The sequence below is a fragment of the Deefgea salmonis genome (assembly GCF_020531905.1).
Lineage (GTDB): Bacteria > Pseudomonadota > Gammaproteobacteria > Burkholderiales > Chitinibacteraceae > Deefgea > Deefgea salmonis.
In genome coordinates this window covers 323,359-347,416 of sequence record NZ_JAJAWG010000002.1, presented here as the reverse complement: position 1 = coordinate 347,416, position 24,058 = coordinate 323,359, and the positions used below count along the sequence as shown (strand labels likewise).

27 protein-coding genes and 1 tRNA gene are annotated in these 24,058 nt (G+C 44.9%); 11 read left to right on the top strand and 17 right to left on the bottom strand.

Annotation, left to right across the window (positions count from 1 at the left end):
- Positions 1-11 precede the first annotated feature (11 nt).
- From LG219_RS05315 to LG219_RS05260, 12 genes are all read right to left on the bottom strand, one after another.
- Positions 12-3,035: a type I restriction endonuclease subunit R gene (locus LG219_RS05315; RefSeq protein WP_226763496.1), complete on the bottom strand. Its 3,024-nt coding sequence runs from the start codon at positions 3,033-3,035 to the stop codon at positions 12-14.
- A 179-nt stretch (positions 3,036-3,214) separates the two neighbouring features.
- A complete protein-coding gene (locus LG219_RS05310; protein ID WP_226763495.1) occupies positions 3,215-3,757 on the bottom strand; it encodes a hypothetical protein in 543 nt (180 codons plus the stop codon).
- Positions 3,751-4,491, bottom strand: coding sequence for a DUF3800 domain-containing protein (locus LG219_RS05305; protein ID WP_226763494.1), 741 nt, complete (start codon positions 4,489-4,491; stop codon positions 3,751-3,753). The genes LG219_RS05310 and LG219_RS05305 overlap by 7 nt, the downstream gene beginning before the upstream one ends.
- Complete coding sequence (gene hepT, locus LG219_RS05300) at positions 4,478-4,906, bottom strand: type VII toxin-antitoxin system HepT family RNase toxin (RefSeq protein WP_226763493.1); 429 nt, start codon at positions 4,904-4,906, stop codon at positions 4,478-4,480. Before hepT ends, LG219_RS05305 begins: the two co-directional genes overlap by 14 nt.
- Entirely contained in the window at positions 4,896-5,336 is a 441-nt protein-coding gene (gene mntA / locus LG219_RS05295; protein WP_226763492.1) for a type VII toxin-antitoxin system MntA family adenylyltransferase antitoxin, read from the bottom strand. The genes hepT and mntA overlap by 11 nt, the downstream gene beginning before the upstream one ends.
- Before the next feature lie 3 nt (positions 5,337-5,339).
- A complete protein-coding gene (locus tag LG219_RS05290; RefSeq protein ID WP_226763491.1) occupies positions 5,340-6,644 on the bottom strand; it encodes a restriction endonuclease subunit S in 1,305 nt (434 codons plus the stop codon).
- A complete protein-coding gene (locus tag LG219_RS05285) occupies positions 6,644-6,901 on the bottom strand; it encodes a hypothetical protein (RefSeq protein WP_226763490.1) in 258 nt (85 codons plus the stop codon). The genes LG219_RS05290 and LG219_RS05285 overlap by 1 nt, the downstream gene beginning before the upstream one ends.
- On the bottom strand, positions 6,898-7,992 hold the full coding sequence (locus LG219_RS05280; RefSeq protein ID WP_226763489.1) for a PDDEXK nuclease domain-containing protein: 1,095 nt from the start codon (positions 7,990-7,992) through the stop codon (positions 6,898-6,900). Before LG219_RS05280 ends, LG219_RS05285 begins: the two co-directional genes overlap by 4 nt.
- Complete coding sequence (locus LG219_RS05275; protein ID WP_226763488.1) at positions 7,992-10,346, bottom strand: type I restriction-modification system subunit M; 2,355 nt, start codon at positions 10,344-10,346, stop codon at positions 7,992-7,994. The genes LG219_RS05280 and LG219_RS05275 overlap by 1 nt, the downstream gene beginning before the upstream one ends.
- Positions 10,347-10,361: 15 nt before the next feature.
- Complete coding sequence (locus LG219_RS05270; protein ID WP_226763487.1) at positions 10,362-10,733, bottom strand: hypothetical protein; 372 nt, start codon at positions 10,731-10,733, stop codon at positions 10,362-10,364.
- Complete coding sequence (locus LG219_RS05265; protein ID WP_226763486.1) at positions 10,726-11,016, bottom strand: type II toxin-antitoxin system Phd/YefM family antitoxin; 291 nt, start codon at positions 11,014-11,016, stop codon at positions 10,726-10,728. Before LG219_RS05265 ends, LG219_RS05270 begins: the two co-directional genes overlap by 8 nt.
- Positions 11,017-11,230: 214 nt before the next feature.
- Positions 11,231-11,467 carry a helix-turn-helix domain-containing protein gene (locus LG219_RS05260; RefSeq protein ID WP_226763485.1) on the bottom strand — a complete coding sequence of 79 codons (237 nt, stop codon included), beginning with the start codon at positions 11,465-11,467 and terminating at the stop codon, positions 11,231-11,233.
- Between the two features lie 125 nt (positions 11,468-11,592).
- Between LG219_RS05260 and LG219_RS05255 the strand changes: the two genes are divergently transcribed.
- The 9 genes from LG219_RS05255 (at position 11,593) to LG219_RS05215 (ending at position 18,377) form a co-directional block, all read left to right on the top strand.
- Positions 11,593-12,456 (top strand): hypothetical protein, encoded by an 864-nt coding sequence (locus LG219_RS05255; RefSeq protein ID WP_226763484.1) that lies wholly within the window; start codon positions 11,593-11,595, stop codon positions 12,454-12,456.
- 37 nt (positions 12,457-12,493) lie between these two features.
- Positions 12,494-13,309, top strand: coding sequence for a PDDEXK-like family protein (locus LG219_RS05250; protein WP_226763483.1), 816 nt, complete (start codon positions 12,494-12,496; stop codon positions 13,307-13,309).
- A 12-nt stretch (positions 13,310-13,321) separates the two neighbouring features.
- Entirely contained in the window at positions 13,322-13,948 is a 627-nt protein-coding gene (locus LG219_RS05245; RefSeq protein ID WP_226763482.1) for a hypothetical protein, read from the top strand.
- A 63-nt stretch (positions 13,949-14,011) separates the two neighbouring features.
- Complete coding sequence (locus LG219_RS05240; RefSeq protein ID WP_226763481.1) at positions 14,012-14,599, top strand: RNA-binding protein; 588 nt, start codon at positions 14,012-14,014, stop codon at positions 14,597-14,599.
- Positions 14,600-14,796: 197 nt separating this feature from the next.
- Positions 14,797-15,537, top strand: coding sequence for an SIR2 family NAD-dependent protein deacylase (locus LG219_RS05235; RefSeq protein WP_226763480.1), 741 nt, complete (start codon positions 14,797-14,799; stop codon positions 15,535-15,537).
- Positions 15,538-15,696: 159 nt separating this feature from the next.
- On the top strand, positions 15,697-15,984 hold the full coding sequence (locus LG219_RS05230; protein WP_226763479.1) for a hypothetical protein: 288 nt from the start codon (positions 15,697-15,699) through the stop codon (positions 15,982-15,984).
- A gap of 2 nt (positions 15,985-15,986) precedes the next feature.
- Complete coding sequence (locus LG219_RS05225) at positions 15,987-16,643, top strand: hypothetical protein (protein ID WP_226763478.1); 657 nt, start codon at positions 15,987-15,989, stop codon at positions 16,641-16,643.
- Positions 16,644-17,055: 412 nt separating this feature from the next.
- A complete protein-coding gene (locus LG219_RS05220; protein WP_226763477.1) occupies positions 17,056-17,328 on the top strand; it encodes a hypothetical protein in 273 nt (90 codons plus the stop codon).
- A gap of 14 nt (positions 17,329-17,342) precedes the next feature.
- Positions 17,343-18,377 carry a phage/plasmid replication protein, II/X family gene (locus LG219_RS05215; RefSeq protein WP_226763476.1) on the top strand — a complete coding sequence of 345 codons (1,035 nt, stop codon included), beginning with the start codon at positions 17,343-17,345 and terminating at the stop codon, positions 18,375-18,377.
- Here LG219_RS05215 and LG219_RS05210 read toward each other — a convergent pair.
- The 4 genes from LG219_RS05210 to LG219_RS05195 all read right to left on the bottom strand — a co-directional run bounded on the left by LG219_RS05210 (position 18,372) and on the right by LG219_RS05195 (position 22,025).
- On the bottom strand, positions 18,372-19,391 hold the full coding sequence (locus LG219_RS05210) for a hypothetical protein (RefSeq protein WP_226763475.1): 1,020 nt from the start codon (positions 19,389-19,391) through the stop codon (positions 18,372-18,374). The two genes, LG219_RS05215 and LG219_RS05210, sit on opposite strands and share 6 nt — an antisense overlap.
- A gap of 82 nt (positions 19,392-19,473) precedes the next feature.
- Positions 19,474-20,556 carry a tyrosine-type recombinase/integrase gene (locus LG219_RS05205; RefSeq protein WP_226763474.1) on the bottom strand — a complete coding sequence of 361 codons (1,083 nt, stop codon included), beginning with the start codon at positions 20,554-20,556 and terminating at the stop codon, positions 19,474-19,476.
- 284 nt (positions 20,557-20,840) lie between these two features.
- A tRNA-Thr gene (locus LG219_RS05200) sits at positions 20,841-20,916 on the bottom strand.
- Positions 20,917-21,002: 86 nt separating this feature from the next.
- Complete coding sequence (locus tag LG219_RS05195) at positions 21,003-22,025, bottom strand: CDP-6-deoxy-delta-3,4-glucoseen reductase (RefSeq protein ID WP_226763473.1); 1,023 nt, start codon at positions 22,023-22,025, stop codon at positions 21,003-21,005.
- Positions 22,026-22,106: 81 nt separating this feature from the next.
- On the opposite strand from LG219_RS05195, the gene LG219_RS05190 reads away from it, so the two are divergent.
- On the top strand, positions 22,107-23,000 hold the full coding sequence (locus tag LG219_RS05190) for an NAD-dependent epimerase/dehydratase family protein (protein ID WP_226763472.1): 894 nt from the start codon (positions 22,107-22,109) through the stop codon (positions 22,998-23,000).
- A 225-nt stretch (positions 23,001-23,225) separates the two neighbouring features.
- Positions 23,226-23,444 carry a hypothetical protein gene (locus LG219_RS05185; protein WP_226763471.1) on the top strand — a complete coding sequence of 73 codons (219 nt, stop codon included), beginning with the start codon at positions 23,226-23,228 and terminating at the stop codon, positions 23,442-23,444.
- Between the two features lie 92 nt (positions 23,445-23,536).
- Here the strand turns inward: LG219_RS05185 and LG219_RS05180 are convergent, their stop codons facing one another.
- On the bottom strand, positions 23,537-23,986 hold the full coding sequence (locus tag LG219_RS05180; protein ID WP_226763470.1) for a bacteriohemerythrin: 450 nt from the start codon (positions 23,984-23,986) through the stop codon (positions 23,537-23,539).
- Between the last annotated feature and the right edge of the window lie 72 nt (positions 23,987-24,058).

The window sequence follows — 24,058 nt, the reverse complement described above, 5'->3', positions numbered from 1 at the left end:
CTCTTTAAATTTTAAGCGAGTGTTATTAATTGTTTTTCTTGAGAAACCAACCGCGCAATGCTCGCATCAAACGCCATCTTAAAATCAGCATCGGACGAATAACGTTTGTACAAATCTAGCTCGCGTCGGCGTTCCATGCTGATGGCGTGCTGGATGAGTTTTTCTAAGGCTAGCTGTCGATTTTGTGCATCGGGATTGTCTTCGACCTGTGCTTTGTAGTCGGCATGAGCGACAACGTGCTTGGCGATGTTGATGAATTTCACGCGCTGTTCTTCTGGCGTAGCTTCCCAGCCTGCAAAATGGCGCTCGTTGAATGCTTGAATAATTGCGTCGAGCGGGTCTTTTTCACCTTCGCCCATGTGAGCGCCACGCAAGTTTGGATTTTGCGGCTCAAGATCGGACTCAGCGTCATCCAAACTAATCTTCGTATCCAGCCGTGAGCGCTCCAAGCCGTAAGAACTCAAATCAATGCTATTGAGCAGTTCATCCAGCGCATCTTGGTCAGGGTCTTTGACTTTGAGTTTCGGGATTAAAAATTTTAGGAACCAGTGCAGCATTTCCCACGGCACATTATTAAACGGAATAATTGCGGCGACTTGGGCGTAAATTTTGACGAACTGCTTAGCTTTGATTTTGAAGTCGATTCGTTCTTCATCGTCCAGCTCATCATCAAAGCGCTCCACGACGGTATCAATAATCGGATGCAGCTCTTCAGCTTCGGCACTATTAAAAAACTTCTCGTTAAACAGTGCGACTTCGCTCCAGTCGTAAATCCCTACGTCGTCGAGCGCGTCCTTAATGTCATGCAACACATTTACATCTGTCGCTTCCGACAGCGTTGTGGCGGTATAGAACGGATCAAATGCGGCTTTGATGTCTTCGATTGAATTATAAAAATCGAGGACAAAGGTATCGGTTTTACCCAGTTTCCAATTACAGCGATTTAAACGGGAAATGGCTTGTACGGCCAGAACGCCTTGCAGCTTCTTATCGATGTACATCGTGTGCAGCATTGGCTCATCAAAGCCTGTGAGGTACTTATTGGCAACGACTAAAATCTTGAATTCGTCTTTTTCAAACTCTTCAGGCAAATCACGTGCAGCGATACCATTCAAGGTATCTTCAGTGTATTTGATGCCATCAATCATTTTCTCGCCAGAGAACGCTACCAGCGCTTTGAATGGCCCATTAGCCGCTTGTAACTCGGCACGAATGGCAAAGAAGTAGCGAATCGCGCACTCGATATTGCGCGTCACGACCATTGCTTTGGCTTTGCCTTTCAGCTTTTTCGCCTGCCAAACCTTAGTCATAAAATGATCGACCATAATCTTGGCTTTCACCGCAATGGTATCGGGGCTGGCCTCAACAAAGGCTTTGAGCTTCTTCTGCGCTTTGGCAGTGTCAAACAATGGGTTGTCTTGCACCGACTTTTGCAGCTCGTAGTAACTGTTATAAGTGGTATATTTTTCCAGTACATCGAGGATAAATTTTTCCTCAATAGCCTGCTTCATTGAATACAGATGAAATGGGTAAAATTTTCCATCAACACCTTGCCGTCCAAATTTTTCCAATGTGGCTGGTTTAGGCGTCGCAGTGAAGGCAAAGTAACTCGCGTTGCGACTCATCTTGCGGCCTTTCATTGCCGCTAAAATTTTATCCTGCGTGTCCTCTGGTACATCTTCATCGTCACTACCCAAAGTCATATTGAGCTTGTCGGATGCGCTCCCTGATTGCGATGAATGCGCCTCGTCGATAATCACGCCAAAGCTGCGATCCGTCAGGTCATCAATACCATCCACAATGAATGGAAATTTTTGTACAGTGGTAATGATGATTTTTTTACCCAGCTCCAAATGCGCTTTGAGTTCAGCGGCACTTTCACAATGAGCGACGATGTTTTTAGTTTCAGAGAACAGCCTGAGATTGTCTTTCAACTGAGAATCAAGAATACGGCGGTCTGTCACCACCACCACCGAATCAAACACATTTTTGATGCCGTTAATGTCGTAGAGTTCGACTAATTGATAAGCCAGCCATGTGAGCGAATTGGATTTTCCCGAGCCTGCCGAATGCTGAATCAAATAGCTTTGACCAACACCTTTAGCTTTGCTGTCATTCAATATCTGGCGCACGACATCGAGCTGGTGATAGCGCGGGAAAAATAAGGTTTTGCGCTCTTTATTGGTTTTCTTGTCTTTCTCAACTGTGAACCTGGCAAACTGTTCAATGATGTTGGTCAGCGATTTGCGCTGCAATATATCTTGCCAAACATAGGCCGTTTTATAGCCACCCAGCGTACCCGCCACAGCTTGATAAACCGCGCTAGCCTCAGCGACAACACCCGCAGGTAGCACCGCAGCCTTGTTTGGTGGATTGCCTTTACCAAAGTTATGGCCTTTGTTGAATGGCAAAAAATTGCTGTCGTTGCCAGCCAAATGGGCGCACATATACGCCTCATCGGGATCCAGCGCGAAATGCACTAAGCAACGGCCAAACTCGAATAGCGGCTCTTTCGGGTCACGATCAGTACGATATTGTTTAATCGCATGATGAACGTTTTGCCCTGTCCACGGATTTTTTAGCTCTAAAGTCGTAATCGCCAAGCCATTGATAAACAGCACCATATCAACCGATTTGAACGTATCGGTCGCGCTGTAATGGACTTGCCGCGTAACACTAAAGCGATTCGCTGCATAATTAGCGATGACGTCTGGATTCAGGTCGTTATAGGGTAAGCGGTACAGCAAGTCGAAATGGGCGTCATCAATATCCAGCCCTTTTTTCAGCACGGCCAACACGCTATCTTTGCGAATTTTCTTATTCAGGCGCTCTAACACCAAGCGCTGCCAGTTTGGTCGATCTTTTAGCTTGGCTAGCTCTTGCGGTTGAGTTGCTTCAAGGAACGGCCAAAACACAGCGCCATCAATGGCAAACTCCCGATTGAAATCAGCGGGATTGCCAATGCACCAGCCGTCTTTTGCTAATGCGTTTTCAAGGTGGTTTTCTAATGCTGCTTCGTTGGTTTGGCTGACCATAGTGTGTGCTAAACCTGCTATCGATAGTTATAATTAATTTGTCGTGGTACGCAATGCGTACTATAGTCACGTCGCTCACCTACCACTGTGTAGAAAGAGGTGGCCGTATCGCCCGGCCTATAATAGGCGACCACTATTCCAGTAAACGCCACCTTCGGGTGGCGTTTGCATTTCAATTGTCAAAACCATTCACATCCATGTAACTCTTGCGCTGTACCTGCTTGGTAGCGTGCAAAACGTTGCTCATAGTCTGCCCGTTTCGAATGGTGGTCAACGTAGAAACTCGTTACCAGAAACGAACTACTCCTACCAAGCTTCTGCAAAATCACCACAAAATCATTCTCGTAAGCCCATAAATACAAACGAATATTACGTTTTTGATTAGTTTCTTGGTGATAAAAAATTCGTACTGCTGGATCGGTGTGATTAGCAATAATTTGCTTGACCCATTCAATTCGCTCTGCTCGTCGATAGTCAGTTAAGCGTTCTTTAACCGTCTGATAACGGCCATCCACACGAACTTGCCGCTCGTGATCCCGCGTAATTAAATGCCAAAATGTATTTTCTTTACCTTCATCCTGCCGCTGGCTTTGCGGATCAATATAAATTGTTCTGTTCAACATTGTTCTACAAGCAACAAAATCTCGATGGAACAATTGGTACAAAAATTCACAAATTTGCGTTGCTTCGACTTGACCAAGATTGAGTGGTGCACTCAGCATGCATTGCTCCTTGGACTAAACATGAAAATGTTAAATTTCTCTTCCCAAGGAGGGGTTCCCACATTCAATTTTCGACAAATTTGCTGCTGCAAATAATCTACGATTGCAACTTTGACCGTTCCCGTCCGCTCCAAATCGTCTCGATTGGAATAGGCTACAGCGCCAATCAACAAATCACAAAGTTGAATCAATTGGGATTCATGCGAGCGAATGATTTGCACATCAACATGTACAGCACCGCGCATTTGATTGTGAAGCACGTTTGATAATTCGCGCGCTTTGGTCGCGCCCAAGGTATCCATATAATCAAGATAGATTCGATACGAATTACTAGGAATCAGAAAATCACGCAAGGAATAGTACGCCATTTTGTAATAAAACGTACCATGCGAACCAGAATTATATTGATCGTGATTAAGTAGGTTTTTATTAAGGACAACCGTCGCCTTGAAATTGAGGGCGGGTTCAGTGAGCAACAAATCCAGCAAAGCCTTATAAAACGGCCATTGCTTGGCCAGCAACTTCGTCCATTTCAACTCAGTTTGATAGCCATGAGCGATGCGCAGCGCTTTGATTTCGCGAACAATTCGCTCAACCTGCGACGCATCACAACGCAATGCCCCCAAGACCATGACATTGCTACCATCGTGCTGTAAGTGGCAACTTTCATCGCAGTAGATTTTATAATCAACAGCACCTTTAATTTTGCCGTGAATCAGTTCAGGACTCTGCATTGATATTTCCATCACGTTTCAAGATTGCGGTGCTGTATTGCAAAAATTCATCCAAATGCTCGGTGATCACGCTCACGGTGATGGGCAGGAGCAAGCTTTGATAGTCATGCACGGCGATGTTGCGAAAGCCGACCATATGCTTCAGCGCATCGGCCAATGGCTTGGCAATCCAATCGGCTTGCGCCAGCAGCGCAAACACATCGCGGGCGCTTTGCGGTACGCCGAGGCGTTCGCGGCGAATCAGATGTTGCCCCATATCCAGCGCGGCTTCGCAGGCGCGTTGAATATTCAAAATTGCGGCATCTTGGCGGCTAAAGTCGGTCGCAAAATCACTGGCTGCGGCGTACTCTTCACGCGCTCTTGCCACGCAACGCTCAATCGTTGCCGCCTTATTAATCAGCACATCATCGGCCATACACGCTCCCTTGTTGACTAATATCGGCCAGCAAACCGCTGCGTGCGGTATCTAGCGCGGTTTTTTCGCTCAGTACATAACACTCAAACAAACCCGCCGCTGGTTCAACGCCCCACAAGCGCCGCCCTGTGGTGAGCACTTGATATTGCATCACCGTGCTCGCAGCACGTAAATCGAGCAAATCCACCGCACAGCCAACCAGTTCGGCCAATTCCCCCGCCAAGCGCCATAGCAGCAATGGGTCAACGTAACCCGCAACCAGCACCGCCAAGTCCAAATCACTGTGTGCGTTCGCTGTGCCTTGAACGCGGCTGCCAAAGGCGTAAATGCCGATGACTTCAGTAGATAAGTTGGCTCGCAGATGAGCAACAACTGACTCAGCATTAAAACCATCCAAGGGCGAAGCCTGATTATTAGTTTCGGAAAACATTGGTCATGAAATCCTTAATTTCCCAGTAACTGACTCTGCAATCAGAGTGCTTTTCATCTCTTTCAATACAGCGATTTCCTTTGCCACACCACCAAGCAAAACATCAAATTGAGCACGAAGATTTTCACAATGACTCAGAATGTTTTTTTGTTCATCAATCGGAGGAACAAGCAAAGGTAGGTTTCCCAATTTTGTTTTATTGGTCGATGCTAAATTCGTAGTCTTATTTGCAGTGGTTGTGAAATATTGCCTTGCATAGGCAACACCAGTAATCAGACTAACAAACTCGGGTAATACAGTTCGAATAATTCGGATTGCAAAAACGTGATTTTGATGCAAACACTCCTCGATTTCACCATACCAGCAAGCGCCTCTGCCAAGTTTGTCGATGTCGCCCCCCTCAGTAACAAGAATATCCTCTGCTTTTAGAAAGTAATTTTTTGCGTGTCTGACTGGCAAGTTAATTTCAGCAATATCTGACAAATCTAAAAACCCATTCTGAACATTTGCAACGCGCAAATAAGGATAAGATTTAATACCATTCAATTGAGAATAACTCTTCCCCAAAGTCACACCACTTTGAACCGATGAAACATATTTAAGCGGAATTGTTTGCCAATTTGCAGGAATCTGCCCGATCCACTCGACACCACTATCGCGCATAGTTACGTCAGGATTGAGGCCACGGGTGACTGCTTGATTGATGAGGATGCTTTTTTGCTCTTGCAACAGTTCAATCAAACGTTGCTTCATGGCAATCGCCGTGTCGATTTCAGCGGTTTTTTTGTCGAGAAAACTAACGATTCGAGTCTGCTCTACGCGAGGAGGTAACGGAATAGGGATTTGCTTAAAATCTTCATAATGCATATCCCATTGACCAACCCGCACACCATAAGACAATGCGTTATACACACCAATCAATGGTGATGATCTCAGTAGATAGTGAAGATAAGTTGGCTGGACACGATCAGCATCTGTTGAACAAGTGATGTACGCAGGGCTGACAATTCCTCGATGAGGGCTTACCCCCATCGAACCCTGCCAAGCTTTCATCTTATTAACGACCAAATCACCTTCATTTACCACTTTGTAATTGCTGGTATCTAACGATGTCGCATTATGGTTGTCGTCGCGAGAGTCTTTGAGAATAACGCCGTATTCTCGGTAGACCGATAAAACAGGTAAGTCTGGCCGATTACGATCAGACTTTAGAGTAGTTACTGCACGCAAGGGCAACACCTCCCAATGCGATGGCACGCTCCCCATCCATTCAACGCCACTCGGCTTATAAAGTTCATAGTGCAACATTAAGCCACCTCACGGGTATAGGATTGTAGCCATTTATTAGCAATGGCTAGATGGAAATACCCATAAGAATCAATCATCACTCTTCCAGCTTGAAATACCCTACTGCGGCGCTCTACGCCAACCGTTGCAAAATCTGCAACGGTTGCAGCAAGGCGAATGATACGAGACTGATGATTGCTAAAGACGGCAGTTATTGCAAAATTTGCAACAACTGCATTGAAAGGCAGGCTCTGCCCAAATGCGGCGCGGTTCATCATGCCTCTTCCTCATTCGTCAACGTGCCCCATTGATTGAGGCGCTGTTGCAATTCTTCTTTGCTCGGCAAGTACAGCTGATATTCAGAGGCGTGAATATTGGCATCTTTGGGCAGGGTGATTTCAACCAAAGCGTCATTTTTCTGTTTGCACAAAATAATGCCGATGGTGGCGTTTTCATCGTCGCGCTTCACAAAGCGGTCAAAGTAATTCACATACATTTGCATCTGCCCCAAATCCTGATGGGTCAGCTTGTCCCGTTTCAGATCAATCAATACATAGCAGCGCAGCAGGCGGTTATAGAACACCAGATCGACGTAAAAATGATCGTCTTCGAAAGTGAAACGCTTTTGCCGTGCTTCGAATAAAAAACCTTTGCCCAATTCCAGCAGGAAAAGTTGCAATTGGTCGATGATGGCCGTTTCCAACTCATGCTCTGAGTAGGCATGGTGCTCGGGTAGATTGAGAAACTCCAGCACATAGGGGTTTTTGAGTACATCAGCCGCCTTGGTGATGACATGGCCTTCTTGTGCCAGTGCTTTCACTTCGGTGGGATTGCGGCTTAAGGCCAAACGCTCGTACAGTAATGAAGCCATTTGACGCTGTAGTTCACGCACGCCCCAACTGTTATTGATGGCTTCGATTTCGTAAAATCGGCGTTCATCCGCATTTTTGAGCGTGAGCAGTGCGACATAGTGCGACCAGCCAAGGCGAAACCGCCCGAGCAGCGTGGCGATTGCGACCGTATCGGCTGGCGATGCTGGCAAAGATTGCGCAGACAGTGTCTGCGCAATGTCGCGGTAATTCAGATAAAAACGACGGCATTGTTCCAGCGTGCGTTTGGAGAAACCCGCACCCAGCTTTTCGGTTAGTTTTTGGGCTAAATCATCCAGCAGGCGTTTGCCATACATTTCAACGCGACCCGCTGCACCGTGCTCAAACTCCACAATGTGCCAACCAAAAATCCAGTTTCGCGCCACCAAGGCAAGGTCAACGGAACGGGCGGCCTGCTGTTGCAATTGGGTATGTGATTCACTGAGCGCCAGCAGCAAATCGTCCAGTGAGCCAGAAGCTTGGGGATGCTGGTCTTTCATTATTGCGCCACTCCCACAAAACTCACCAAAGCTTTGAGCAAGCCATCAGTTTCTTTTTCTAAGTCGAGAATTTCTTGCGTGACATCGGCAAGACTGCGGAGCGGTTTGTGCTGGTAGAAGTATTTATTAAAACTAATCTCGTAGCCAATCACGGTCTTATCAATCGCCAACCATGCCTCATCCACATGCGGACGCACTTCTTGAATAAAGTAAGCATGAATTACGTCATGGGCATGGCGCGTTTTATCGCGATCCAGCGGTATGTTTTCGGTGTCGCGTAGCTCGCTGTCGGTTTCGTATTCAATATATTCGCCAGATTTCTTTGTCGGCCAGTAACCGTAATCGACCAACTTATCGGCAGTGGTTGCCAGCTCAGTAAGCAGCTCTTTCTGCTTGGCGGCATTGAGCTTGTGAACTTTCTTGATCACCTTGGCGGCACGTTCATCACGCCAGCTCATCGCGTTCAAGATTTGTTTACGCTCATTGTTTGCCAACTTCAAACCTAAGCCCTTGGCGACTTGATCGAAGATTTGCTCAAATACATTGAAATCGAGGTGTTCGGCATTGCCAATTGATTCTGCTAATTGCTGGGCGCGTTGCATGATTTCGCGTTGCACCAACCAAGTATTTTCGCTCAAGAGTTCTTTACGATTTTTAGGCGACAAGGCTAGCTCTTCGCGCTCGATATGGTCTTCGATGGCTTCGGTGTGTGATTTCAGATCGTGATAGACCTCATCACCATACTTGGTATACACCCATTCCATCATGTCTTGCATCCCCGCCGTATAGCGCAAAGTGGCAATACGTTCAGGGGTAAATTGCGCAGCTAAGCGCAACGGGTGCTCAACCGTGACTTTGTAATAGCCAAAATCTCGGTTATTAAACACCTTAGAAATACCGTCATTGGGCATATCAAGATAAAGCTGCGTGATTTGCTTTAAGTGCTCTTCAGAAAATTCACAGTTCTTTTCACCCAAATTTTTACGCAATTTCTGGTACAGATTTGACGCATCAATCAGCTGCACTTTACCTACGCGATTAGCGGCCTTGCTGTTAGAGAGCAACCAAACGTAAGTGGTAATGCCCGTGTTGTAGAACAAATTATTCGGCAATTGAATGATGGCTTCGAGCAAATCGTTTTCTAAAATATGCCGACGAATATTGCTTTCACCGCTACCCGCATCGCCAGTGAACAAAGCAGAGCCATTGTGTACCGATGCAATGCGCGAGCCGTTCGGTGAATCGCTCAAGCGTTTCATCTTGCCAACCATCTCCATCATGAACAGCAGTTGGCCGTCTGATGAGCGCGGTATCGCAGGATAAAAGTCATTTACCTCATCGGTGTAATTGCTCAAATTCACTTGAAAACGGGGATCAAGTACGTCTTTACCATCAACAATCCCTTTCTGATCGCCTTTCCAGCTTTTGCCGTACGGTGGATTGGTCAGCATGAAGTCAAAGCGCTTGCCTGCAAAATCATCCGTTGCCAGCGTTGAGCCGAACAGAATGTTCTCAGGGTCATTACCCTTAATCATCATGTCGGATTTGCAAATGGCATACGTTTCAGGATTGACCTCTTTGCCATACAAAAAGACGCCAACCTTGGCTTTAATCTCGCCCTCGGTATCAGTGATGAAATCTTGCGATTCAGTCAACATGCCGCCACTACCGCATGCAGGGTCGTAAATCGTTAACGGATTGGGCAGTTGATCCTTTACAGGGATAAACACCAAATTAGTCATCAGCTTGATTACTTCACGCGGCGTGAAATGCTCACCTGCCTCTTCGTTATTTTCTTCATTAAATTTACGAATCAGCTCTTCAAACACATAACCCATACCTAGATTGGATAAACCAACTTGCGTGCGGCCATCCATGCCTTTGCGGTCATCAGGGCTGAGATTGATTTCATCTGATACAAATTTTTCGATCACATCATGCAGCACATCGGATTGCGCCATTTTGCGAATCTGATTACGCAAATCGAATTTCTCGATGATTTCCTTCACGTTATCGGAAAACCCATCAAGGTAATATTTCAAGTTGGCTTCAAGTTGCGAGTGATTGCCAAGCAGGGTTTTAAGCGTAAACGGCGAGACGTTGTAGAACACATAGCCAGAAGCGTCTTGCAAACCATGTGGGTCTAGCTCGATCAAATTGGCCTCTTCACGCTGAAAGTGGACTTCTTTAAGCACGACAGCTTTGCTTGGCTCTAGCAAACAATCCAAACGACGCAAAACAAACATCGGCAAGATCACATCACGGTATTTACCACGCACAAATACATCACGCAGACAGTCGTCGGCAATCGACCAAATAAAAGAAACAATTTTGTTGTGTGCGGAATGATCCATCAAATTTAATCTCAGTTAGGCGAGTTGCGGCAACGGTTGCCACAACGCCAAAAAATCTTTAGAAAGTTGCGCGTACGGTTGAATGCTCAGAAGAATGATTTCTTCCGCATTGACCAGATACAGCAGAATATGGTTTTGCATACGGTATTCATGCAACGTGGCATCAGGATATGCAGCTAGAGACTGTTTAAGTGTACTTGTGACATTTTTTACCTCAATTGAACCAATACTTCGAAGTAAAAAATTCCCACCTAAATACGGATGTGATTGCAAGTTAGGGATGACTAGATTGCATAGTTCGTCGCTCACCGTCGAGCTAGCTTGTAATACCACTACTTCGTACAAAGTTTTCAAGAAGTATGTTGATGCGCGTACAGGCTTAAGCACGTGATTGATCCTGCATCGCTTGCAATATATCCGCAGAATTAACGAGCTTGGCATCATGAATTGAAGATAAACCTGCTACCGCTTCATTGATGAGTAGCAAGTGAATACGCTCACGCTCAAGTTGGTGGTAGTAATCAAGACGGCGAGCATCAATCAAAGCCACATAACTCTCGCCATTTTTAGTAATGATTTTTTCAGAGCCAGCCTTTACTGATTCGCACAGCTCAGAAAGATTGGCGCGTGCTTGTGAAAATGGCACGACATCACTTGCAGAAATTGACATTGCTCGGCTCAGTGGTTGCACAGAATTTTGTACATGGTACTACCAGCCCACGACTCACACAAGGAAGGAACAGTAACGCTGGACTGGTGTGTAGCCAGTCTAGCTGTCTGGTTAAAATGCTACAAATGGGAGTAACAGTCTCATTTTATAAGCTAGGCAAGCAAACCTGCGTTAAAATTGAATTGATTCTTACTAGTATCGCAGGGTGGGCTGCTTACTCAGTTGCGCTCTCTGGCTCAGATAATAAATCGGTGACTGACACGAGGAGTGCTTCGGCAATTTTGCAGAGCACATGCAGGGATGGGTTGCTAATGCCGCGTTCAATCTGCGACACGTAGGTACGGTCGATTTCTGCTTGAAAGGCGAGCGTTTCCTGAGATAAACGCTGTTGGCGACGTCGCGCCTTCACTCGTTTACCTAGCTGCTGCCGTAGATGATCGTACTCGTTCATATAGGGGCAAATCGTCGCCCCGAACGAGACTACAGGTCTACGGAATATAATCTACAAATTCATATCTTTTACAATCCTACCGACTAACAACAGGCTCGAATTTAAGAACTTTCGTGGAGAAGCAATTGAAACAATCATCGTTCTATATCAAAAATAATATTTGCCTCAAACAGGGACTTGCTAGCGCGTTAATAGGGGCTTTATTAACGACAGGTTGTGGTGGGGGCGGATCATCTCCCACGGCTGTTGCTATACCAACCGCCACTCCTATTCAAACACCAACACCAACGGCGACCGCATGGCCAACCACAAATCCAGTGCCAGCCTCTGTTGGAGTAGATAAATCGTATTACACGAAATATCTCGACGCAGGTGGCATTGCTATCGTTGCAAATGGAAGCGTGTCTGACGAAGCACTATGGCGGATGCAAGCAATAGTGTTAAAGATGACGGCAAAGCGTCCAGATATACGAAAAGTATTAGCGGAAAAAATTCACGTATCAATTATTCCAAAAAACGCTGAATTAACCTCAATTCCTGAATACATCAATCTATCAGCAAATAATCCAGGAGTTGATTGGAATGCACGCGCACGCGGGTTAGGTCCAAACAATATCTTACCCCTGATGAGTTGCGGAGAAGAAAACATAATCAGATCAATTGAGAATCGCTACCCAAATGAGGATATTTGCGTACATGAATTTGCTCACGCAATCATGTACCCAGCGATGAATACGGTCATTCCAAACAGTGAGCAAATAATTGTTGATCTATGGAACAAAGCAGTAGCAACAGGTGCATTTGCTAACACCTATGCAATCACGAACCAAAATGAATATTTCGCTACCGCTGTTCAAGATTGGTACAACGTGAACGAATGCAAAAAAGTACCTGACGGAAATCATGGTCCTGTATGTACAAATGAAACATTAAAAATTGCGGATCCTTCAATGTACGATTTCCTTTCCAGTCTATTTAACAACCCTTGAAAAATATTAATCTGAAAAAATAGCATGGAAATAAAATATGCAAACACACGCCTTGCACGTGACTCAGTTGACGGGATTCTTTGACGGATTAAATCGGCTCAAAGCTCAGCCCAAAGGGGCTGTGGCGCTAACAACTAAATTGCAGAGTTTTTTTACACAAATCACTCCATTACTGAGAAATTTACGACCCACAAAGTTAACGCCAGAAATTAACGTTGATCAATTGCATCTTTGGTTTAACGCATTGAAAGCGCCAATTGATCGAGCAAAGCAAGGAGCCTTTAGCTTTAACCCTTGGATTACCGCAAACGTAAAGCGCGATGAAGTGAGGAACTCTGCAATTTTAGCGTGGCTACTCAATCCCAAAGGTAATCACGGCTTAGGAAAATTGGCGCTAAAGGTACTGACTGGTGGCGTTTCAAATAGCGATTTAACTTTAAACATCGCGGACTCACGCTATTGCACAGTTCGCACAGAGAGCAATCCAGACGGCAGTCGAACAAATCGCGTAGATATTGAAATTGATGCCGAGCTTTTTTACTTACTGATTGAAGTCAAGATTGATGCGCCAGAAGGAGTTGACCAACTAAGCCGTTATGGTGCGCTTTGCGAGAAACGAGCGCATGGCCGCCCATGGGCAATCATTTTCCTAACGCCCAATAAATCCCCCCCAAAAACCGCAGGTGCTCACGAAAACAAAATCACCACGATTTCTTGGGCACAGCTTTCACATTGGATTTCTAAAGAATTGCGGCAGCACATCTCGGCGCAGCAAGGCGAGTCGGTTGAACGGCAAGAAATTCTTGCACAAGAGTGTGTGAAGCACTTTCTTTCCTATATTCGTAATTTTTAAAAAGGCAATACCATGAGTGAAACACGTGAAGCAGGTGCATTAATCTTATCTCAGCTAGAGATGTTCAACGAAACGGTCAAGCTGTATGAAGCAGTGATTCAGCCAGAAGTTTTTGAGTCCATGGAAAAACTCGTGATTGAGGCTACTGAAGGGCAAGGCTGGATTGGTGGCTACTATGAAAGCAATTCTGAAATATGGCTAGCACCCGAAATCTGGAATGCAGCAGAGTCTAGCGAAGACCCTGCGCTGCGAGCAGGTTTTACTTTAGTCAACTTCAATGAAGAGGACGATAGCTATTTAATTGCTGCGCTGTGTGGCTACGCCAGCGCATCAGCAGGGTTTAAATTTTTTATTGATACTAAAGCTTTCGGTGGCAAACCAGTTTGGAATAAAAACTTTCAAGCTTGGGCAGAGAAATCGCCCAAAAGCATACAAAATATTCAAGCACTAGGTTTCCGAGACCTAGGCAAAGGCGAGTTTTTCTTGCCAGTTCAACTTGATGCAGAAGAGCTGTCAAACGCATACCGAACCAATGATTTCGAGGTTGCACTAGAGCCGCTACAAAACGCATTAGAAATCATTAAGCACTCGCAAAAACTGTTTGATCAAATTCTTAATGATGCGCCATCCAATGGCTAATTTTTACTTGTTCAGCCATCTTGATAGATAAATGCCGATAACATAACGACTTAGGAACGAAGCATGTTTAACAGCAAAATACTGGTTACCCTGCAAGCCGCAATATTTATTACCTTTGCGGGACTTGCTCATTCAGCGCAGTTTGAATCGGTTCTGGATTCAATCAGCATTAAGAAGTCTCAGACCTACAACATCAATTCATGGGATTCAGCCAACAACATCAAAGGCGTCAAGTGGAAGTGGCCTTCAAATGAGTCAGGGGCGCATGACGCTACGATGGTAGGAAAGGCAAAGTTTGGTAAAAACAAAAATAAGAACATCGGCGCAACGAGCGTCGCGCTGGCAGGGTCAAGGGCAGGCATCAGCACTGCCAGAGTATCAATTGAAAACGATCCAGAACTATCAAATGACGATAGCTCAATCAAGCAGCTGTTTGGCGATGGTAATGTCAAAAGCCTCAAAACGAGCTGCGATGATGACGGCGCATCCAATTCCACGCTTTATTACAAATTTGAACGAGTTGCGTACAAACCCGTGTACATCAATATCAATCGCAGCTTTGGCGCTAGTGGCGATTCAGGATCGATAGATTTTCTTATCGGAAACGCTATTGATGATGTGCTAGAGCAAAATTGCGTCGTAACAAAATAAAGAATACAGCAAGCGAATTGAGTGCAAGAGTTATGCCATATCAGTTAAGCATAACGCTTGTGCCAACTAAAAAAGTTAGCCGCAATTCACAAAAGCCAATCGCAACAACAAAACAAGCAAACTTGACAAAACATTATATCTTTTTATATAATATATAAAATAGCGGCTCAATTTTATTGAACGCCAAGGAATTAAAATTGAAATCAATCCCTGCTTCAATAAGTAATCACTTGCTAAAAGCCGAGCACTGGTTGTTTTTAACTGGCGCAGGCATCTCAGCTGAATCAGGCATTCCAACTTATCGGGATAGCAGCACAGCACTCTATGGCACAGCCAGCCTCAAAAATTTAGCAACGCCTGACGCATTCCGAAAAAACAAGCAAAACGTATGGGATTGGTATGAAGAACGACGTCAAAATATGCGTCACTGCCAGCCGAATGCCGCACATTACGCAATAGCTCAGTTACAGCAGCAAGTAGCCACTGTGAGCGTTGTAACTCAGAACGTTGATGGTTTGCATCAATTGGCAGGTAGTACGAACGTACATGAACTGCATGGCAATATCTTCCGTAATCGTTGCTTTAGCTGCAATCGACCCGTCCCAGAAAGCATTGCACCACAGGTAACGATTCCACGATGCACGCATTGCGGTGGCTACGCACGACCAGACGTTGTTTGGTTTAAAGAACGCATTTCTAGCCATACATGGAAAAAAGTAAAAAAAGACATCGATCAGTGCGATGTATTGATTGTTGTCGGCACATCCGGTGAGGTTCAACCCGCAGCAACAATCCCGACTCTGGCGCACGGCAAACTCATCATTGTCATTAATCCCCAACCAACCGCACACGACGAATTAGCCAGCTGGGTAATTCGCAGTACAGCGGGAGACGCCTTACCAGAATTATTAGCTATCGCGCTCAATCGTCATTCATGATGAATTGACCACATAAACGCAACCCATTTTTAAAGCATCCAAGCGCCTTCAAGGCGCTTTTTTCATGTCCGTTATTTACGCGCTGCTGATGTCAGTAGCACACACCAATGAGCACCGATCAGTCTTGCTGATCGGCGCTCATTTCATTTGGAGAAGAGCATGACCGCACTCAACAAAGCTAAATTTTCACTCGGGCAAACCGTTGCCACCCCCAGTGCACTAACGGCATTAGATCAAGCTGCTGTGAACGCACTCACGTTGTTACTTCGTCACCAAACTGGCGACTGGGGCAACTTGCCAGCGGAGGATTGGCAATCTAATGAAGATGCCGTTAAACATGGCTGGCGAATTTTATCAAACTACCCACTCACCACTGGCGAACGCATTTGGATCATCACTGAGGCAGACCGCAGCTCGACCACTTTGTTACTCCCAGAAGAGTATTGAGCATGACGAACAACTTGGTTATTCATAGCAATCTCACATTAGGGCCGAAAGGCCCGAGTGTCAGCACAACCCCAAATGGCAAAAAACGGCCTGTTTACCTTCAGCAAAGTATTCTTGATAAAGCGTGCGGACCGCATTGCGTTTATATGGCTTTATTGATTTTCAAGCTACTCAGCCGAACCCAGCTCATGACAATGGCAGAGGGTGATGATGAAACGCACATTATGTTTGATTCATGGCTGATGGCGCAGGACTACTGGCTTCACTGCACCCCATTACGGGGATTAGTACGAATATTTGCCCCGTTCAAGGATCAACTCAAATTCAGCTCAATTCAAGGTAGCAACAAGGATTCGATTCGCTTTCTCCTTGACCAACACACACCAGAAACACTATTCATTGCAAATATTGTGAACTGGCGAGCTCACCTTGATCACTGGGTGCTGATTATTGGCGTTGAAACATCAGAATGCGGCGAAATGAACAAGCTATACGTACTCGACCCACTCATTCCACCCGAACACGGCAATTTGCATTCATCTATCGTGCACAGAAAAAGCGTGAGTTCAAACCGATATGAGTTTCAAGATAAGTCGTGGACGATCACTATCAACGAGGTACTGGCGATACATAAAAAGCAAATCGCCTTGCCAATATGAACACATCAGACAGCCGTATCAGAGCCGCGACGGCGAAGGCAAATCAACAATGCCACCACTGTAATACCACTACTTATAGCAATATTTAGTCATGTAAAGAACAAAAATAGCTATTTATGAAAAATTATTGCCTCGCTATTCATGGTCAAAACACACATTTGAGCAAATTTAGCCTTTAAGAAGTCCTCTTAATATACTGAGCAGCCAAAAAATAAACCTAATAAAATCAAACGCATACAACAAGAAATCAAGTTTTAACTCAACTGTCAATGATGTTTAAGCCATAAACGCTATTTTTCATAAGCATTTGACCCCAAAAAAGAAGCATTAGAGTCCTTCTTCTGCTGGAATCTTTTTCTTTCAGAAAGCCGCACACTGCATTTTTTTAATACAGCTCACAAGGAGCAACAGAATGCAACAATCAAACACACCGAACACACCGAACACAAATCAATATGTACGCCCAGCACATATTCCACCACACATTCAACTAGTTCATTGGCCAAAATACTTTGACTGGCCTTCTGTAGCGGCACTACGTGATCTTGTTTTTCATGCACAAAGACGCAATTTTGAGCATGTAATCTCTAGACCGATGGGGCGTATTCTTATCGACGTTGAGCAATTTTTTGAATGGCAGAAAAATAACCAATACCAACGTCGCTCACGGGTAACTAGCAAATGATTGATTACATTTCCATGACTGTAGAAGTTGAAAACTCTCAAAGTTCATTTGATATTTTATATATAGAAAAAAGCACAGGAGAAAAGTTCACAGTTAGTAAAAGCAACCGAAAAAAGATAATTAACCCAGAAATAGATAATCATATTTCCGTACGCTCAAAATCTGGAACTCATTTAATGATCGAGGGAAATCCTGCAAAATTCTTGCAAGGCCACAACATTTTTGGAAGTAACAATTTATCAGCAATAATTAACGAAGTACTAAGAATAGTGTTTTCACAACTAAATATAACACCAACAGAAGATGAATACCAAAAAATAGAAGATGGTGAAATTAAAATTTCAAGAGTTGATATTGCCGGATCCTTCTTAGCCAACAACGAAATTCATAAGCTTGAGTTACTTAATGCATTAAAACATATTCTAGTTGATACGGAAAATTTCTTCACCTCAGACGGAGGAGGAGAAACATTATACATCGGTAAAAGCTCGAAATATTCCACAATAAAAATATACAATAAAAGTAAAGAAATAAAAGATAAGAGAACTTACCAAGCCGCACTTAATTACTTAACCGAAATTGAAGCAGAACGACTAATAGTTGAGGTCAGCAAGCAAATTAGGATTGAGGCAACCCTAAGAACTAAACCACTAGAACATAAGAATTTAGATCTACTAAAAAATTGGACATTGAAAACACCAAGATTCATTATGAATGAAGTAATAAATGAGCACCTTTCAAATCTAAACGTTGAAGCAAGAACACATTTCGGATCGATAATTGATTCAATAAAAGGAGCGTCCCTGCGTCTGTCTTATGACGCATGGGAGCGTGGATCAAACTTGAAACATATATTACCCAAGAGGACCTATGCAAATCATCGAAAAAAATTATTAGAATATGAAATAAATATAAGCATACCAGCAAGCACACAAAGCACAACGTCATTAAAAGAAATATTTAACCCAAGCAATTTTAATATATGGACAACAAAAGAGATATTAAAATTTAATCTACCAAGGTTTAAATTCATAATCAGAAAATCATGACTTTGTAGCACTCTTGGTAGGTGGCGCCACCTTTAGAGGGACAAACTTCAGTTCATTGAATTTTCCAGTACTAGTTACATCCATATACTCCAGTGTAATTTTATAAATATTTTTGATATCGGGTAACTCTTCAGGCTCCCCAAGTGCTAAATGCAACGCACTATTGCCCGTATGTTGTTCTAAAAATTTGGCTACAGCCTCAACTGGACGGCTATGATCTCTAAAAATAGAAACCAAATCATAATAACGTAACATCAGATCAAAATCATACATCCTATTATTTCTATACCTCTGCCTTGAAAGATAAGAAATTCTCTTGGCACTTTCATCTTGAGAATTTAATTTATCCAATAGTTTCCTTTCAAAATATTTGAAATAATTTTCAGCAGAAGCTAATTGTTGATTAATTGGAACCTTGACATCAAATACAAAACAAAACTCTGAGGAAGACATGTGAATATGCTCTTTTGAAATAAATTCAAACCCACGATCTTCATCCAACCCCCCGCCTAAACGCTCTCCAAAAATTCTATTACTATTCTCAATAGCATCTCTCTCAACTTTACCCATATTACTTTTTAATTTTCTGTAAAATGGCTGTCTAACGAGGCTAAGAGTTGGGTCAATCATAAATAGTAGGCCATACTTCTTTAAGATAACATGCCCAAAATAACGAGAAACTAAATCTGTTTCTCTCTCTACCTGCTGAACAGTTCCATCAAGAACCTCGACTTTATTCCATTCAGTAACAGGCTTGCGAATATCATGTTCATAAAATTCAGCATATTTCGCGTCTAATTCTCCATGTGGCGATACGTTTTCTACGCAAGGAGTTCCGTAATTAAAACCTCTCGCCGCATCCGGTAATAATTGATAAGATGCATAGGCAGATATATAGTCACTACTACGCCGAACAAACTCAAAGATTAACTGATTTCGGTCGTTAAAATCAATGCATTCATATTTATTCTCCTTAAGGTATTTAATAACATTAGCAACTGAGATGGTATTCATAAAAACCTTTTAAATAGTTAATTTAATTTTGCTAGATTAGCTTAAACAAATTTTTAAATACATGCATCCAAAATTTTTATTTTCAAACGACTAAAAATGTATTCGCCATGCGCTCAACCACGCTCTGCTTATGATCTTGGCTAAAGTGTGCGTAGCGTTTCACCATTTGCATCGTTTTATGGCCAAGAATTTCAGCAAGCTCGGGCAATGTCGCGCCACTCATTGCTAAATAGCTCGCTGCGGTATGCCGTAGGTCGTGATAGCGAAAGTTGTGTAGGCCAGCAGCTTCAACGCAATGCTCCCACTGTTTCCTGAAATCAAACGATTTACCCACAACATTACCTTGGAATAAAAAGTCGTTTGGCCGAGGTACTTGAGCATGTTTTACCTTCAGCAATTCAAGCGCTTCGCCAACTAAGGACAATGAGCGGATATCTTTGTTTTTTGTGAGATAGAGGGTGATGCTTCGACGATTCAAATCGATCTGGTGCCATTGCAGCGACCAAATTTCGTTCTTACGCGCGGCAGTCGTTAACGCCAGCACTACCGCCAAATACAAGTCAGGAAACTTCCTACACTCAAGTAGTAGCCGAGTCTTTTCGGTCTCATCTAAAAATCGAGTTCGAGCGTTATTGATTTTCGGCTTCTTCACGGCCTCAACAGGATTGTTTCTGATCCACTCCCACTCACCAGCAGCCGTATTGCATAGATGCGAAAACACGCGCAAATATGCATTGATAGTGCTTGCGCTGCGATAGCTTGGTGCGGCTTTGCTTTTGGGTCCTCGCGCTTGCATGGGTGTGTTAGCTAGCTTTGTTTTGCAGTCCGCAATCTGTGCGGGAGCGAGTTCAGACAAGATGACCAAACCAATCTCTTTTTGCCACCATGCCAACTGCTGTGTTTGATCGCGAATAGTGGATTCGCTTTTGTGGGGCATAACCTCGCGTAGATAGCGCTCAATTGCGTCTTTGACCGTATGCTTGTGCTGTGCCTTCGTTTTAAAAAAGCGCCCCTCTCGCAATTCCGATTCTATTTTTGCTGCCCAGCGCTTCGCATCAGTTAAACGATCAAAAGTGGCGGACTGCGGGGGGAGACCTTTGAGTCGAATGGAAACTTGGTAACGAATAACACCTGCTGCTGTAGTGCGTTTTTGAATACTTGCCATGATGTACAACCTCCTGATTGACGCATTAAATCAATGAACTAGAGGCACTTACAAGCAAGAAAAACTGACCTATTGCCGACAATAATCGACCATAATTGACAACAAAATGGCCTGTCGCGTTGATGCAACAATGCTGCGCCACGCCATAAAAATGATGGTGGCGACACGAAATGTTTTGATGTGAGTGTTGGGGTGTATTGCAGGGAGTTGTATGGCAGTGTGTTGGGAGTGCGTTGGACAAAATAAAACGACCTAGCGCTTTCGCGCTAAGTCGTTGAATTTGTTGGTGCCGACGGCAGGAATCGAACTCGCGACCCCCTGATTACAAGTCAGGTGCTCTACCAACTGAGCTACATCGGCAACAGGACTGCATCATATAGAATGACTTGTTTGATGGCAAGCACTACTTACAAAAGAATCGATAAACGTATGGTTTTACAACGTTTTTATTTTAAATCCTTGCTGGTAAAAAAGGCATCAGAGAAAAACGCATCGCTCGGTAGTTGGTGTGAAAGGCAGCCGGTATAGGCCGCTTCGACCATCATAGGGGACCCGCAAGCGTAAACTTGGTAGTGAGCAAGGCTGGCAAAGTCGGCCAAAACGACTTCGTGCAAGAATCCGGTACGGCCCTGCCATTGATCTTCGGGCTTGGGGTTAGATAAAACCGGGATAAAGGTAAAGTTCGGATAGAGCTGCTGCCACTGTGATGGCAATTCGGGCATATAGAGATCGGCCAAGGTGCGGCAGCCCCAATAGAGCACCATTTCACGCTGGGTGTGATTAGCCAGCGCATGCTCGATCATGCCTTTGATCGGGGCAAAACCGGTGCCAGTGGCCAGGAACAAGATCGGCTTATCGCTGTCTTCACGCAAAAAAAAGCTACCGAGCGGGCCGGTAAAGCGAAAAATCTCGCGCTCTTTCATGGTGTTCCACACGTAATCAGAAAACTCGCCGCCGTCGATATGGCGAATATGCAGTTGCAAAAAGCCTTCTTGATGCGGTGGATTGGCAATGGAGAAGCTGCGCTTTTTGCCGGTTTTGGTGTGGATATCAATATACTGCCCAGCCAGATAGGTCAGCTTTTCGGTTGATGGCAGTTTTAACGTCAAAATCGCGACGTCAGGCGATACTTTTTCGATGCGCTCGATGCGCGTTGGCAAGGTTTTAATTTGGATATCTTTAGTGGCGCTGACTTCGCGGCATTCGATGCTCACTTGCTCACTGACCGGTGTAGCGCAACAAAATAGCGCATAGCCTTGCGCTTGCTCAGCAAGGCTGAGTGCGGTTTCAGAATGCTGGGCATGGACGACTTCGCCGCTGAGCACCTTGCCTTTGCAGGCGCCGCACGATCCGTTTTTACAACCATACGGCATGTTAAAACCTTCTCGCATGGCGGCGTCGAGCAAGGTCTCTCCTTCAAAGACGGAGAGTTGCTGGCCCGAAGGTTCGATGGTAAGTTGTTGACTCATATTCATTCCATACTGTGTTAATGCGTGTCGAGCATTGACCAATGCCTGCCCTTAACTACGCCACGCTGTGAGCTAAAAACTATGAAAAAACCACGCTTACTCATTATTGGTTGTGGCGATGTTGTTCGCCGCGCCCTGCCTTGGCTTAAGCAGCACTTTACGGTGTATGCAACTGCACGCTCTAAAGAATCTGCATTGCAGCTCAATACCCTTGGTATACGCCCTATTCTTGCCGATTTAGATCGGCCAAAATCTTTAGCCCGCTTAAGTGGCATTGCTGAGTATTTGATTCACAGCGCACCACCCGGTGACGGCGTGGGCGATCAACGAACGCGAGCCTTAATTGCCGCTCTAAGCCACGCCAACATCAAGCAAAATAAAATTTTACCACAGCGCTTACGCCGAGCTGTTTACATCAGCACCAGCGGTGTTTATGGCGATTATGCTGGGCAATGGATTAATGAAAGCAGTCCGCTTAAAACGCAATCGCTGCGCGCATTGCGCCGAGTCGATGCCGAAAAACAATTGCGCGATTGGGCTGGACGGCACGGTGTTCGGCTAAGCATTTTACGCTCGCCCGGCATTTATGCTGCCAATCGTTTACCGCTGGAGCGCATTGCGCGGGGTGAACCGGTGCTACACCGCGAAGAAGACAGTTATAGCAATCATATTCATGCTGATGATTTAGCGCATGCGCTATGTTTGGCGCTGTTTCGTGGTTTGCCGCTACGCACTTACAATATCGTGGATGATGAGCCGCATAAAATGGGCGATTATTTTGACCAAGTCGCCGATGCGATGCAACTGGCTCGTCCGCCACGCATTAGCCGAGTTGCGGCGCAAACGCGGCTGTCGCCCGCCCTATTGTCTTATTTGAATGAATCGCGGCGCATTGGCAATGCCCGCGCCAAAAATGAGCTCAAACTGCAATTGCGCTACCCCAATACCGCTGCCGGTTTAGCCAGCCAGCAATAAGTGCGTCGATATGGCCTGCACAGCAGGCTTAGTCTGATTGAAGTCGTTCAGCAAACGTCGGCGTTGTTGTGCTCGTTGACGTACTGAATGTACTGGCTATGACTTTATCGCCGAGCACCACACCGATGCGAGGACTCCGTCGTCAATCAGAGCCGCCTAACAAAGCATTTGCTTTCGTCGTATCTTTTACTAAGCTGACTGATTGTTGACTGCGGAGTATAGATCATGATCGGCATCTGGATCACTTGGGCGTTAATCTTGGCGGGCGCAGTGTATTTAATCTATTGCTGGTGGGCTTTTCATCATCGCGCCGATGCACCCCGCGTTGATTATCGCGATGATCAAGCGCATTTTAATTTACAGCTATACACCCATGCCGAGTATTTTTCGCCAGCCAAAACCGCAAAACACACCGTGAATGGCCGCAACGATCAACCCACGTGATGTGATAAATGCAGCCCACAGCTAGCAATAAAAAACGCACAGCCCGCTGTGCGTTTTTTTGTTTGGCATCAGCACCGATACACGATTCGTGATCAAGACCAAAAACGCTCTAACCAACCTTTCTTTTGCCACGTTTTTTGCACGCCGCGCGATAAGAAATGCGCTACATAGCGCTGATCGGCTTCCATAATGTGCCGCGTTAGCCAATTGCGTAAAAAGTGCAGCAACTCAAAAGACACCGCATCACCTTGATTGAGCCTGGCCTGCAAATCCACCATTTGCCCAATCAATTCTTCGTGGTGCATTTTATGTGTTTCATAATCGGGATAACCCAAAATCCGCATCAAGCTTTCTTCAACCGTGAAGTGGATTCGGGTGTAGTCGGCCAAACGCTGCAAAATCGCCACCGAGGCCTCACGGCCATGATGCTGCCGAATCGCATCATGTAATTCGTTTAATAGATTCACCAGCACTTTATGCTGCTCATCAATCTCTTGAATCCCGACCGATAACGTATCATTCCATTCAATCAATAAACTCATCGCTGACTCCCTCAGAAGCCGCCATACTGCCGAGCAGCGCACCGCCCCTGTTTGATCTACATCAAAAAATGG